Genomic DNA, 14,296 nt, shown 5'->3' with positions numbered 1-14,296 from the left:
TGAGGTGAAACGATGAGGAAATTTGTCAGTGAGCGAAATCTCAGGTTCCTCCTATACGAGGTCCTGGACACTGAATCGCTCACGCAATATGAGTATTTCCAGGAGCACAACAGGGAGACGTTCGACATGGTCTTGGAGACCGCCCTGAAAATGGGACGAGACATGCTCCTGCCACATCTAGAAGAAATGGATCGGATTCCACCTGCGATGGTGAATGGACAAGTCAAAGTTCACCCCATTGTGAAAACATATATGAGGGAGTGCGGTGAAGGAGGCTGGATTGCGGCCAATGCGCCATTCGAACTGGGAGGACAACAACTTCCCACGATAGTAACCAATTCCTGTCTCTTTATTTTTAGTGCAGCCAATTACTCCGCGAGCGTCTACCCGATGCTCACCACGGGAGCAGCGCATCTCATAGAAGCCTTCGGCAACCCCGAACTCATTGAGACATTTGTGCCCAAAATGTTTGCCGGCCAGTGGCAAGGAACAATGGCGCTGACCGAACCGCAGGCAGGCAGTTCATTGGCTGAGATCACCACTCAGGCGGAACCTACGGACGCGGGATATTACAGGATTCGCGGGCAAAAGATCTTCATATCGGCCAGCGATCACGATGGAGTGGAGAATATTGTTCATTTGATGCTTGCCAGAATACAGGGCGCCCCTCCCGGCGTTAGGGGCATTTCGCTCTTCGTGGTTCCCAAGCTGCGACCGGACGGACAAGGAGGTTTGACACCCAACGACGTCAACGTGGCGGGTCTCTATCACAAACTGGGTTATCGGGGAGCCCCGATTGCGCAGCTCAGCATGGGAGAAAACGACGACTGCCGAGGATATTTGGTGGGCGAGCCTCACAAAGGCCTCTCTTACATGTTCCAGATGATGAACGAGGCCCGCATCGGGGTTGGAGTGGGGGCAGCAGGAATCGCCTCTGCCGCGTACTATGCCGCGCTTCAATACACCCGTGAGAGACAGCAGGGACGAAAGCTTACGGAAACAGACCCTGCTAAACCGGCCGTCCTTATCATCGAACACCCTGACGTCAAGCGCATGCTGCTTTTCCAGCGTTCAGTGGTCGACGGCGGCCTTTCGCTCCTCCTTCAGTGCTCGAAGTATGCGGACCTGGCCAGGGTCACACAAGGAGAGGAGCGGGAGAAGTATGCTCTATTGCTCGACGTTCTCGTTCCGGTGGCCAAGACCTACCCATCTGAAATGGGGATTTTGGCAGTGAGTCAAGCGCTTCAGTGCCTGGGAGGGTATGGGTACTGCGATGAGTTCCCTGTGGAGCAATTCTTCCGAGATGCTCGCATCCATCCCATACATGAGGGCACCACCGGAATCCACGGACTTGACTTGCTCGGCAGGAAAGTGGTCATGAAAAACGGAGCGGGTTTTCGTCTGTTCGTTGCAGAAGTGCAAAAAGCAACGCAAGCGGCTATGGGATATCCGAACCTCCGCAACTACGCTGAAAGACTGGAAGCTGCCTTGAATAGTCTCCAGGAGGTCACGTCGGTTCTGGCGCAGATGGGTCAGCAGAGAGATACTGAAGTTTTTCTTGCTGACGCCACCCTGTATCTGGAGCTATTCGGGATCATCAGTGTGGGCTGGCAATGGCTCTTACAGGCGATGGCAGCAACGATCAAACTGGAAGGTCCTCTCCCGGAGCAGGATGTGCAGTTCTACGAGGGCAAGATCTTCACGTCCAAGTACTTCTTCCACTACGAACTGCCGAAAACAGAAGGCCTCGTGAAACGCCTTCTCGAAGCAGACGGCTTGACCGTAAGGATGAACGATTCACTGTTTTGGGACTGATGAATTCGTCTCCTAAACGATGTCGAATCTCGAATCTACTCCCGGTTTTCCCCTCGCTTGTGGGCCAAGAAAATGGGTCGTATTTGGTGAGGCGTAGCAATCCACGTGCTGTGCACGTGGTCAGACTCCGACGGACAGCTAAGTCTCCAACCCGGCTCGTATTATCGTGGACCGGAAACGGGATCGGATAACGAGGTTGCCAGCTCGGTGAGTGTGGATTGTAGTCGAGAATTCAGCTAGAGTTTCAGTGGCCGCTTGCGCTGCATACGCGTGCAACTTGACCTGGAGGGTTCGACGATGTTTAGTCCTGGCGGGCTCCCATATCTGGTAGAAACGAATATCCGTGAGGTTCTCTACGTATTTCAACCAGTCATGCGCCTTCTATTTCCATTCATTGAACTCGATGACCGGAAGGCTCGTTGGCGACGTCATGTAGAGGTCTTCACTCAACTCGAAAACTGTAAAACACGATTTGGCCCCAGCACGAAAGCCGATGCGGTCGTCAGTGGTATCAAGTTCATAGCCGGTCATCTTCAGGTTCTCGACGCAAAGTTCGCAAGCTTATTGCAGTTTCAGGCGCTTCTTGCGGTGGCTGCAGGGCTTCTTCTTCGCATAGGGGAGCAGAAGATCCAACCCTTATCACTCGAGGGTCTTGCTTGGCTAGCCCCGCTCTGGTTCGCGACGACTTTCTTCTGTCTCGTGGGCGCTAACTGGTTCATCTGGGGTGAATTACAGCCTCCGCATCAAGATCAGAATCTCAGCTCCCTGGATAGGGGTGTCAAAGCTGCTGAAGACCATCTGGACAAAATGATTACTGTAGTGATTAATCGGACGACGCTGTTCCGGATAGCGTGGCTTCTAACCTTTGTGTCGGTGCTTCTACTTCATTACTTCGTCGTGCCTGGCTTCGTTGTGCCTGTCCTCTGGAATGTCCTCAGCACGTAGCCTCCAATCCACTGTGGGTTGCGCAGCGAAAAGATATGTCTTGAATGCAACATCGTACGCGATGTTGTGACTGACTGCCAGCATAACAGCCCGTCTAATTGCAGCTAACCGTGTACAAATAGCTCTTGAATTGGATATAACTAAGCTAAACCCGGAAACCTGGGGTCAGGCCTGCTCATACGGAGCTTTCGCTCGATACGCTCTATTCGCCTGGGATGCTCGCCTCCCTTTTGATCTCATTGTTCATGCGACAATCCACGCTGCTCACACAGTTGTAGTTGAATATCCCGAAGGCTTTGATATTCAATGCGTAAAGGCTGCCACATGCTCACACAATAATCAGGAGACTCCAACATGAGTCAAGGGCAGACTAACCCGTAAGTCCCGTTAAGTGATCACTTAAGATTGCCCCCTTAGGATGACCCCTCGGAAATATGGGTTGCGAGTGGGAAATTATAGAATGAAAAGAAACTAAAATTGAAAAGCACCTACGGCCTGTTCAGAGAAAGAGCTTGTGATGAAAAACTTCATGTGCTCTAATCAAGCAAAAGTTACCGGGTTTGAAGTCCCAGTAATTGATCACTCGCCTTGGAGGACTACTGTGTCCCTGAGTTCATTGAGTCTCTTCAATTTCACTGCATTTTCCCGACTGAAGATGGATTTCTCTCCCGGACTGAACGTGATAATTGGCGAGAACGCTACGGGAAAAAGTCATCTTTTGAAATTGGCGTATGTTGTCGCATACGTCCTACATGAGTCTAGAAGGACCAGTGATGAAGCAGTAGGGCACTTGCTGGCAGGGTCGAGTAAATCTTGGTTCCAACGCCGTATTGCCGAAAAATTAGTAGGAGTATTCAGACCTGATTCTTTAGGTCGTTTGTGCCGCCGGGGTATAGGTCGTTCTCGGACTGAGATCTTCGCTGATTTTGGGCCGCCTGGAGATTTGAATTTCTCTTTTGCTTCGAACAGCCAGAAGGACGTAGTTCTTCTAAGGTCACCAGCTAATGCTCCGCACGATGCTCCAATATTTTTTCCTCCTAAAGAGGTTATGTCCTTTTATCCAGGTTTCGCTAGTCTTTATGAGCAACGTGAAATACATATAGATGAAACCTATTATGATCTTTGTAAATTGTTGAGTGTACCTTTGTTGAGAGGCAAGTACGCTAGTGAAATAGCTGACATTGTGAAACCTTTGACAGAGATAATGGGTGGATTCGTCAGAGTAGACTCCGGACGGTTTTATTTGCATCTTCGTGGTCAAGGGAAAATGGAGATTTCTCTGATTGCTGAAGGATTAAGAAAAGTCGCTGCATTGGCATATCTTGCAGCGAATGGCTCATTAACCAACAAAGGCATCCTTTTTTGGGATGAACCCGAAGCTAATTTGAATCCGAAAATAATCACCAGTCTAGCAAAAACGCTTACCGAATTAGCCAACAAAGGCGTTCAAGTAATACTGGCGACACATAGTCTGTTTGTCATGAAGGAATTGTCATTATTGGTGGAGCGTTCCAAGAAACAAATTCCTGCTCGCTTTTTCAGCTTGCGCTTAGAGGAAGGTGGTATAGCACTGGAAGAAGGCGAACTTCTCGAAGATCTTCAAACCATAGTTGCATTGGACGAAGTCTTGAGCCAGGATGATAGAGAACAATCCTCCATTCTGGAGGAAATGCAATGACGACGCAAAGAGTTGATACTTTTACGTTTGAATTCCCAGACTCATGGTTGACTATCAAATACGACGACTGCGTTTTTTATCGAAATCGGTTCGGCCAACTTGTAGACGTGAAAGCTGTCGATGTACTGGCCATCGGACATGGACTGTTCATCATCGAAGCCAAGGACTTTAGAAGATACCGCATACAAAGCAAGCAACGAATGTCAAACGATGAATTGGTATTGGAAATAGCAAAGAAAGTCAGAGATACTGTGGCAGTATTATATGGTGCTTACAGGCACGAAAACCAGGAACTTTCTGAATTTTGCAGTTACCTTTACTCTCAGACCGTCCGGCCCATTAAAGTGATACTGCTTCTAGAGGAAGACCGCCCGCCAACGGGGCACAAGAGTTTCAAAAGAATCAGGCCTAATCTACTCACTGCAATCAACCAAAGACTAAGATATTTGAATGTCCACTGTAACCTGCACAATTGTTCGGATGTGCCTGGAAATTACGGTTGGACTGTCCGATGAGATGTCGTGAATTCTCGTCGCAAAACATGTTTCAGTTTGACCGCGGCTTGGCCGCGTCACTTCCCTCTACAGCAAGTTATATTTCTGCAACCTTCGATAAATACATTGCCGAGATACGCCCAACTCCTTTGCGGTGGCGCTCTTGTTATAGCGGTTCCTCAAAAGGGTTTCCCTCAATATACGCAGTTCTTCAGAGGAAGAGTCTTCCGAAGTGTTACTCTCAGCCGTAACAGGAAGCGGGGTCTCAAAACCCAGGTTCTGCTTGAAAAATTCGTAATCGATTTCATCGTCCGGAGCCAATTGAATAGCGCTCTCAAGCACGTTTTGGAGTTCCCTGATATTGCCGGGCCACTCATAGTTCATCAAAGCTTCCATTGCCTGGAGGCTGACCTTTTTCAAAGGCTTGCCGAATCTTTTGCATATGAGCCCCAGGAAGTGATGTACCAGGAGCGGGATATCGTCAGCCCTTTCGCGTAAAGGCGGAATAATCAGCCTGATCACTCCCAATCTGTAGTACAAGTCTCTGCGAAATCGATTGCGGGCTATTTCCTCTTCCAGATTTCGATTGGTGGCGGCAATTATTCTGACATTCACCGGCACAAGCTTGTTGCCTCCCATGCGAATCACGCTCTTTTCCTCGAGAACCCTCAATAAGGCCACTTGTAAATCCAGGGGGACATCCCCTATTTCATCGAGGAAAAGTGTGCCCTGGTTGGCCAATTCGAATTTTCCAACATTTCCGCCCTTCTTTGCCCCTGTGAAAGCACCCTCCTCGTATCCAAAAAGCTCACTGGCAATAAGTTCTCGGGGCAGAGCTGCACAGTTAATGGCCAGGAAGGGATTGTTTTTTCGGGGACTTTCATTGTGCATGGCCTGAGCGATGACATCTTTGCCGGTTCCGCTTTCACCCAACAGCAATATGCTGGAATCGGATTGGCAGGTGGTCTTCGCGATATTTACGCAGTGTTGAAATTTAGGGTTATTGCCGATAATGTCGTCAAAGGTCATCTTGGTGCTTCGGCCGATCCATTTGCCTACGATGCTGTTCATCCGCTCACTTTCCCGGAAGATGACCACCGTTCCCATGTCCGTCGGATTGGTCCCATGCAGAGGTGTGCAAGTAATGTGGCAGCGGATTTGATTCTTCCCATGATAGAGAACCAACAGATCATCGATCAATGTTCGGCCCTGGGTCACGGTGTTGACAAAAAACTGGTTCTCAGGTTTGGTCCCGAATATGCTGTGGATGTTGGCTCCTATCACATCAGTTGAGCCCACGCGCAAGATCTTGGAACACTTCTCGTTCATATAGGTAATAGTTCCGTCCAAATCGACCACCATAACACCATCCGACATAGAATCGGTGATCACCTGATGGTACTTGGAGACACGATTGAGCGCCAGGATCGACTGAATGTGGTCTGCTGCAGCCACCACCATACCGAGGGTATGGTGGCTTACTCTCTCATAAGGGGCAACCATACCGATGCTTCCGATAACACGTCCTTTATCTACTATTGGAGCGAATGACGCTGCTCCAAGTATGGCAAACAAACAGAAATGCTCATAAGAGTATATGGAAATGGGCTTAACCAGTAACATACACAGGTGGCCTGCATTGGTTCCGACTTTTTCCTCCCTCCATACGGTGCGTTCGACGACATTAGCCCGCCTGGACCATTCCAGGGAGGCTTCATCTCCTATGGTCTTGAGGCTGACGCAGTTGGCATCACTTAAGAGAACCACGAATCCGGTTCCTCTTACGAATTCCGACAAGCGTTCCATAACTGGAACAGCGGTTTCCATGAGGTATTTAGAATTTTCTTTTGCGAATGCGAACTCTCGCTCCGGGATCAAATTCGTAGTTTCCCGCATACCGCGCTGCACGTTGTAATGGTAACTCCGTTCCCAGGAATCATAGATTTCCGGGCGCAAGCCCTTACGCAAATCCGGCCTTTCGTGGAGATCTTTCCAGATTTGCTTAACCTTTTCCCAGGGCAAGGCGCGCCTTGTCTCCGGTCTCAGAAGATTTTTCACATTCACTCCCTTTGCCTGGACAGTGGTAATATTCTCCACGACAACTACTGTGTTTCCCGCTCCCTGAGCGCAAGGCTCCTCACAAATAATCCTTGGCAGGCTTTAAAGAGCGCCTAATCCTCCTCTCCGCTGTTCTGGGAAAGAGGCGCTTATCATCCTCCCTTTTCCGGGAGGCGGGTTGGGTGCGGGGGGTTATTGGAGAATCCTACCTCAACGGATTTGCGTATGAGATCGTTCAAATACCACCTGGGATCAATTCTGCCTATGTTGCACACTATATGCCGCGTGTGATCCTGGCAAATCCGTTTAGGGCTGTCAAGGTGCTTGTCGGCCCGAACCCAGGCTCTGCCTCATCCAGGACGTTCTGCAGTCCCCTGAGCACGCGGAAACTCACCCGGATGAGCGGACTGAATCAGGAGGTTGAAGGCACTGATGAACAAGCCAGTAGCGGTGTGCAGGCGAGATCTTACTCATTCGTTCCTGAACCGGTATCATACCAATGTGCTCTCATAGAGGGAATATTGAGAAACCTGTTATTTGCCGGTCCCGGCAAATCTCCTTCGCTACGAACGGCACTGCCTGACTTCGCTTCGGAGACATGCCGGGACCGAATTTGCCAGATGTTACTTCTTTGAACGCTCATTGGTATCAGAAGAGGTCGCAGACCCCGCCCTTGTGGAAAGGGGACATGTCACCGTGACAGAGTGTAACACTGCAACGAGGGGTTTGGCTCGAAGAACTAGCCGTTTTGATGTTGGTATGCATATTGCTTTTGTTGCCCGTCCGAGGTCTATCTTCAGTGAAAGGAACGACAAAATGGACAAGGATCGCATCGACACGTTGGCAAAAAGCGACGGTGAATTCGCTGCTCACCGGTTGGAGATGTGGGCGGAGCTCATTCCGGAAAAGACCTTTTTCTTCTATGGGGAAGAAGACGAGCACATATCATTTAAGGAATTCAACGAGCTCACGAACAGTATTGCGCACAATCTGATCTCCATGGGGCTTGGCAAAGGCGACAGGGTATTGGTCTTTCTAAAGAATCCGGTTGCAACGACGTTGGCCATGTTCGGGATCTGGAAGGCTGGAGCGGTATTCATCCCTGTGAACACCAGTTACATGGGACCCTTGCTGGCCTATCAAATCAACGATACCAACCCCAAGATGATCATAACCGAGAAAAACCTGGTTCCGCTTGTCAACGACATACAACATCAAGTTGGGAATTTCCCGGTAGCTGTCTATGCGCCCAAAGAAAGCCACCACGACTACAATCCTCAGGTCTCCGGAATTGGGCTTCACGACAAGTTCAGCGAAATGTCATTCGATGCGCTCCTGACAGGACAAACCTCGAATTTGAAGACTGACCTCACCTTTCAAGATACTGCCAACATCGTCTACACGTCCGGAACCACGGGGCCCGCAAAAGGGGTTGTTCAGTCACACCGTTACGTGAATCTGTACACCGCCTTCTGGAGAAATTTCACCAATCAGAAAGACGTCATTTACTCCGATCTCCCTTTGTATCATATCGGGGGAGCCTTCCAGAATGTGGTCAGGGCGGCATGGGTAGGATGTACAGTCGCTGTATGGGATAAGTTCAGCCCAAGCGACTTCTGGAACAGGATTAGAGTCTCCGGGTCGACTACAGCTATTTTGCTGGACGTTATGATTCCCTGGTTGGTGAAAGCCAAGGAGACTCCGGACGATCGTCGGAATACCCTGAACAAGGTGTACATGCAGCCGATGCCCATAAACCATCATGAGATCGCCCGAAGGTTCGGATTTGACTTTGTCATCACGGGATACGGACAGACAGAAGCAGGGAATGGATTTGCCGGCATCTTCGAGGAGTTACGCGAAGGCGAAGGCACCCCTCCCGAACTCTACAAAGGGTATTCGCACAAAGAAATGCGGGAGCTATCCGAGAAAATCGAAGCGGCCATCGTTCCGGGAGAAATAGAGCTCAAGAAAGGTTTCATGGGAAGGCCTCCATTCTTTCTGCAAGCGACTGTTCTCAACGACGACGATCAAGAGTGCCTCCCCGGACAGGCAGGTCAAATATGTTTCCGCTCTCATTTGCCCAATACCATTTTCGACGAATATTTCGGCAAACCCCAAGCCACGGCAGAAGTATTCAGCAACCAGTGGTTCCATTCGGGAGACGCCGGCTTCAAGGATGAAGAAGGATTCTTCTACTTTCTCGACCGGCAAAGCGGCTGTATCAGGCGCAGAGGCGAGAACATTTCTTCCTATCATATAGAGGACATCATCAACGGCCATCCCTCCGTGAACTGTTGCGCGGCATTCCCCATCCCCGCAGCAGAAGGGGCGGAAGATGACATCGTGGTATTCGTCGTCGTACAGCCTGGGGAAGAACTTGACGAAGGTCAGCTCAGACAATGGATAGAAGGGAAAATGCCCAAGTTCATGCAGCCTCAACACATAAGGTTCGTAAGTGACTTGCCGCGAACCCCCACCAACAAATTGAAGAAATACGAGCTCAAGGAGATCATCTTAAAGCAATTGCAGAGAAACTGTTGACCGGGGCCATGACGGGACACAAGAGGATCTCTATCTTTGAGGAAACACGGCGCGGTGTCTGTAGGAGGGATTTGCCGTTTTCACGTTGCACAACATTACAATTTGTAACGTTGTGACGTTACAAATTGTGACCATTAGCGGCTTCGCCACATCTCACAAGCCCACAGGACGGGTATGCGAGGACTACCGTGGCTACGCCCTACCCCAATGACAGTAATCAATGCCAGTCGTTCCTGAATTGGCATGATTCATGCCCTTAGGAGTCCGCAGCAATCTTGGAGAAAGGAAAGTCCGGAGAATGTCCTACAAATATGCATATAATACCAGAGACATCCAGTTCATCTTAAAGGAATGGCTGCCTCTCGATGAAGTGCTGAGCTACGACCACTTTGGAGGCAATTACAGCAGGGAGGATGTGGATCTCATCTTGGAGCAGGTGAGAAAAGTCGCTGAAGAAGTGGTGGCGCCAACGGCCCAGGATGGGGAATCGATCGGGGCACGCTGGGAGGCCGGAAAAGTCTACATTCCCCCTTCATTCGCCGCGGCCCATCGCTTTTTGCAGGACCAGGGCTGGGGAGCCAGCAATTTTGATGTTGAGAGAGAAGGAACCCTTCCCTTCACCATTCTCGGATTGGTGTGGGAAATCCTATCTGCGGCCAACCCGGCCATCATGGCCTATGTGGCGAACGCAGGGCCGGTGGCTCGCGTTATTCAACTTTACGCAAGTGAAGAGCTGAAGCAAAAGTTCTTACCCAACTTACTGACTGGGGTCTGGGGAGGAGCCATGGGCATGACGGAACCCACTGCCGGATCTGACGTGGGAGACTTGCTTTCCAAGGCCTTTCCCACCGAGATCCCTGGGCTCTACAAGATCAAGGGGCAAAAGGTGTTCATCACGGCAGGAGATCGGGACGACGTGGAGAACGTCATACATCTTTATCTTGCGCGTGTTCAGGGCGCTGCGCCCGGCACTAAAGGCCTCTCTCTCTTTATTTTGCCGAAGTACTGGGTCAATGACGATGGCACCCTGGAAGACAACGACGTGCAGTGCATAGGAATAGAACACAAAATGGGCCTTAAGGGCAGCGCCACAACCCAGCTTATAATGGGTGACAACGACAATTGCCGCGCGTGGCTTATCGGGAATCCGCCTGATGAAAAGGGGGTCGGGCAGGGAATTATGCAAATGTTTAATATGATGAACGAGGCACGGTTAGACACAGGGCGTCTATCTGTGGCCGTAGCCGCCAACGCTTACTGGAATGCCAAAGATTACGGAAGAGACAGGATTCAGGGCCGACTCCTGACCAACCCCAAAGCAGGTCGAGTATCGATAAACAAGCACGAAGACGTCAAACGCATGTACATGCTCAGTAAGGCCACCACTGAAGCATGCCGCGCTTTACTCTCAAGGTGCTACTTTTTCGAGGATGCCAGAGAATTTGCTCCAGACAAGGAACGCAGAGAGTGGGCACAAAATAAGCTGGACATGCTAACCCCCTTGTGCAAGGCCTATCCCAGCGATGAAGTCTGGGGTTTAGTAGCTGAGTCTCTGCAATCTTACGGTGGATACGGGTATTGCGAAGAGTATCCCGCGGCGAACGCTGCACGGGACTGCAAAATCTGGTCTATATGGGAAGGGACAAACTTTATCCAATCCATGGACCTGATCGGGCGCAAATGGACGCAGGGGAAAGGCGTCATATTCGAAGGTATTCTAAAAGAAGTGGAAGAATTTATCGCTGCCAACAAAGACAAAGGGGGCGAACGGGAAAAGGAATTCGAGATCCTGGAAAAAGCGCTAGCAGCCTACCGGAGCATTCAGGCGACGATCGCCGGGTACGCGCGTTCGGATAAACTGGGACTCATGGCGGTTTACGCACGCCGCATTCTTACGACCACGGCCCAGTTATATTGTGGGTACCTCCTCATGGATCAAGCGCTTATCGCATCATCGCGGATGAAGGAACTGAGCCCGGATAACCACGATTATAATTTCTACTTGGGCAAAGTCCTGTCTGCTCGCTATTACCTGAACAATGTTGTTCCAAATGTATGGCACGTGGCGGAACTCATTGAAATTGGGGATACATCAGTGCTCGATGCTCCCGATGCCGTATTCGATTTTTGAAATCAATCACATATGGAAGTGCATCAAACGGAGGATTGCGAATGTCACGATCGCCTGAAGATATGTATGCGACCGTGCCGAGCCCCAGAGTGGAAAGGCTCCGTGCATATTATATCAACGCAGCCAAGGGATCTGAGCCGAATTACAATATATTTTCCGACCTGGCGATTGCCCGAGTCATGAAACAGACTGAAGGAGAGCCCATGGCCCTGAGACGGGCCAAGGCCTTTGCTGCGGTTGTTGAAGCGGCGCCGGTGGACATATTTCCTGACGAACCCTTTGTCGGTTGGGTAGCCGGTGACCCCGTGTCCGTGCAGATTAGCGCGGAGCAGAGGGGCTCGCGAATGGAAATTGAACTCGATCACTACCGATTTATCAATGACGAAGACAGAAGGATTCTGCAAGAGGAAATCATCCCCTACTGGAAGGGAGACGGCAACTGGAAACGCCACTGGTTCGCCCGGGCCTATCAACTGCTGCCCCCGGAAACCCGAAAGGCGCTGTATGGTGACCCGGATCCCCGAGAGGAAAAGATCGGTATTCTGACCAACTCCAACCCCCCGGCTCAACCCCGCGTGGACGTACCCGGTCGGGTAAAAACTCTCGGCATGGGGATTATCACGGATCTGATGAGCCGCCATCATATCGGTCATTCTTGCTTCGGCTATGAGAAGGTTTTGAAGAAGGGATTCTCTGGCATAAAGAGAGACGCTGAGGAGAGGATTGCACGACTGAACGTAGCCGAGCCCGAAGACATGAAGAAAACCGCCTTCTTGAAAGGTGTAATCATCGCCATGGAAGCGGCTGCGAGAATCGGCACACGCTTTGCCGCGCGAGCACGGGACATGGCCGCTGAAGAGAGCGACTCGGCAAGAAAGAAAGACCTCCTTACGATTGCCGATACGTGTGACCGTGTGCCTGCTCATCCAGCCCGCACCTTTCGGGAGGCGCTACAATCCGTATGGTTTACCCAGATCATGAACTGGTGGGAGACACCTCTCATCCTTTCAGTATCCCCGGGCAGGGTTGACCAGTACCTCCGTCCCTATTACGAATCCGATATACGTGAAGGAAGATTGACGAAGGACGAAGCTCAAGAATTGATCGATTGCTGGCTCATGAGGTTTGCCCAGGGCGTAGCGCCTTTTGTCTCACACTCCGGAGCCGCCTTCCATATTGACGTAGGTGGCTTCAAAGCAGACGGTAGCGACGCAACCAACGAGTTGTCCTTCATGTTTCTTGAAGGAATGATGCATACCCGCATGATTGAACCCAATATCGGCGTTTTGATTCACAGCAAGACTCCGGACGACTTCTTGATTAAAGCGTGCCGACTTTGCTCGTTGGGAACCGGGCACCCGATGTTCCTGAACAATGACGTTTTTGTTGAAAACCTGCTGTCCCGGGGAACCCTGGGAGGTCCGCCAGTCCCCCTCGAGCTTGCTCGAACAAGTGGGGCCATCGGGTGCAACGAGCCCCATGTGGCCAACTACGAATCGGATCATAATGTGGGTGCCATATTTCAGATGCCCATAGTATTGGAATTGGTCCTATTTAATGGGATGAGCCGTTTTCACAAGAAGTTGATGGGACTCGAAACCGGAGAAGCGACAGAGTTCCAAAACTTTGAAGACCTTCTAAAGGCCTTCGAGAGACAGTTGGCCTACATGGTCGGGCACTGCGGTGCTGCTATTCGGGCCTTTGAGCTGGCCATGGCTGAGGTGTACCCTACCGTTTACCAGTCTGCGCTGATTGAGGATTGCATCGAAAAAGGCGTGTCCCGTGAGGATGGTGGAGCCAGGTTCAACTTCGGACCGTGCGTGGCGACCCTGGGGGCAACAGATGTGGGGGATTCCCTCGCAGCCATCAAGAAGCTGGTGTTCGAGGAGAAGCGGATCACCATGGAGCAACTGATAGAGGCCCTGGAAACCGACTTCGAGGATAGAGAGGAGATTCGGCAGCTTCTGCTCAAAGCGCCAAAATTCGGCAACGACGATGACTATGTCGACCGACTGGTGGCATGGGTAATGGACGTTTTTAGCAGGGAAGTGATCAGGCACAAGAACACCAGAGGAGGACACGTATTACCCTATCAAAATCCGCTGTCCGGATATGTTGGGATGGGGAGACTGATGGGAGCTTTGCCTTCAGGGCGAAAAGCGGGAGAGCCCCTGTCTGACGGGATCTCGCCCACCCGGGGCAGCGATGTCAATGGTCCGACCGCTGTCTTGAATTCCGCTGGCAAGATAGATAATGCATCGATTTTCTTGGGTGAAACTCTGAATTTGAGGCTGAGCCCCGATGTGGTTGCAGCCGACGAGGGAGTTTACCGGCTTGCCGCGCTACTGAGGACCTTTGTCGATCTGAAAATTCACCATATCCAGTTCAATCTTGTTTCTTCTGCAACACTCAGGGCAGCGCAGGAGAAACCGGAGGAATACCAGGATCTCATGGTGCGGGTCGCCGGCTATGTCGCTTACTTTGTCAATTTGTCCAAGGGGTTGCAGGACAGCATCATCGCGCGTACGGAACATGCTTTGTAAAGCTAAGGACAGGCACTCTTTTTAACGATTCAACAATGGGCATGGTTCGAGCAAAATGCCATGCCCATGCGCCAGAGGATGCAGGATC

8 protein-coding genes are annotated in these 14,296 nt (G+C 50.9%); 7 read left to right on the top strand and 1 reads right to left on the bottom strand.

The genetic code is table 11. The features are described 5' to 3' along the window. Positions 1–12 precede the first annotated feature (12 nt). The 4 genes from DESTI_RS10775 to DESTI_RS28730 all read left to right on the top strand — a co-directional run bounded on the left by DESTI_RS10775 (position 13) and on the right by DESTI_RS28730 (position 4,953). On the top strand, positions 13–1,815 hold the full coding sequence (locus tag DESTI_RS10775) for an acyl-CoA dehydrogenase (protein WP_014809990.1): 1,803 nt from the start codon (positions 13–15) through the stop codon (positions 1,813–1,815). A gap of 297 nt (positions 1,816–2,112) precedes the next feature. Then, the gene (locus tag DESTI_RS10770) at positions 2,113–2,760 is read left to right on the top strand and encodes a hypothetical protein (protein ID WP_014809989.1); all 648 of its coding nucleotides are present in this window, start codon (positions 2,113–2,115) and stop codon (positions 2,758–2,760) included. A gap of 517 nt (positions 2,761–3,277) precedes the next feature. Further along, complete coding sequence (locus DESTI_RS10765; RefSeq protein WP_083846707.1) at positions 3,278–4,438, top strand: AAA family ATPase; 1,161 nt, start codon at positions 3,278–3,280, stop codon at positions 4,436–4,438. Next, on the top strand, positions 4,435–4,953 hold the full coding sequence (locus DESTI_RS28730; protein WP_014809987.1) for a cysteine--tRNA ligase: 519 nt from the start codon (positions 4,435–4,437) through the stop codon (positions 4,951–4,953). The genes DESTI_RS10765 and DESTI_RS28730 overlap by 4 nt, the downstream gene beginning before the upstream one ends. A 66-nt stretch (positions 4,954–5,019) precedes the next feature. On the opposite strand, the gene DESTI_RS10755 is transcribed toward DESTI_RS28730, so the two are convergent. Further along, complete coding sequence (locus DESTI_RS10755) at positions 5,020–6,990, bottom strand: sigma-54-dependent Fis family transcriptional regulator (protein ID WP_014809986.1); 1,971 nt, start codon at positions 6,988–6,990, stop codon at positions 5,020–5,022. An 816-nt stretch (positions 6,991–7,806) separates the two neighbouring features. Here DESTI_RS10755 and DESTI_RS10745 point away from each other — a divergent pair. From DESTI_RS10745 to DESTI_RS10735, 3 genes are all read left to right on the top strand, one after another. Next, complete coding sequence (locus DESTI_RS10745; protein ID WP_014809984.1) at positions 7,807–9,534, top strand: AMP-binding protein; 1,728 nt, start codon at positions 7,807–7,809, stop codon at positions 9,532–9,534. A 298-nt stretch (positions 9,535–9,832) separates the two neighbouring features. After that, positions 9,833–11,665 carry an acyl-CoA dehydrogenase family protein gene (locus DESTI_RS10740; RefSeq protein ID WP_014809983.1) on the top strand — a complete coding sequence of 611 codons (1,833 nt, stop codon included), beginning with the start codon at positions 9,833–9,835 and terminating at the stop codon, positions 11,663–11,665. A 41-nt stretch (positions 11,666–11,706) separates the two neighbouring features. Further along, a complete protein-coding gene (locus tag DESTI_RS10735) occupies positions 11,707–14,208 on the top strand; it encodes a glycyl radical protein (protein WP_014809982.1) in 2,502 nt (833 codons plus the stop codon). Positions 14,209–14,296: the final 88 nt, after the last annotated feature.

The sequence above is a fragment of the Desulfomonile tiedjei DSM 6799 genome (assembly GCF_000266945.1).
Lineage (GTDB): Bacteria > Desulfobacterota > Desulfomonilia > Desulfomonilales > Desulfomonilaceae > Desulfomonile > Desulfomonile tiedjei.
Note: the sequence above shows the minus strand (reverse complement) of the source record. Positions and strands in the feature narration are given on the sequence as shown.

Excerpts from the sequence above, each read along its gene's own strand:
- DESTI_RS10745 (WP_014809984.1), top strand. The coding sequence starts at position 7,807 with ATGGACAAGGATCGCATCGACACGTTGGCAAAAAGCGACGGTGAATTC.
- DESTI_RS28730 (WP_014809987.1), top strand. The coding sequence starts at position 4,435 with ATGACGACGCAAAGAGTTGATACTTTTACGTTTGAATTCCCAGACTCA.
- DESTI_RS10735 (WP_014809982.1), top strand. The coding sequence starts at position 11,707 with ATGTCACGATCGCCTGAAGATATGTATGCGACCGTGCCGAGCCCCAGA.
- DESTI_RS10740 (WP_014809983.1), top strand. The coding sequence starts at position 9,833 with ATGTCCTACAAATATGCATATAATACCAGAGACATCCAGTTCATCTTA.
- DESTI_RS10775 (WP_014809990.1), top strand. The coding sequence starts at position 13 with ATGAGGAAATTTGTCAGTGAGCGAAATCTCAGGTTCCTCCTATACGAG.
- DESTI_RS10770 (WP_014809989.1), top strand. The coding sequence starts at position 2,113 with ATGTTTAGTCCTGGCGGGCTCCCATATCTGGTAGAAACGAATATCCGT.
- DESTI_RS10765 (WP_083846707.1), top strand. The coding sequence starts at position 3,278 with ATGAAAAACTTCATGTGCTCTAATCAAGCAAAAGTTACCGGGTTTGAA.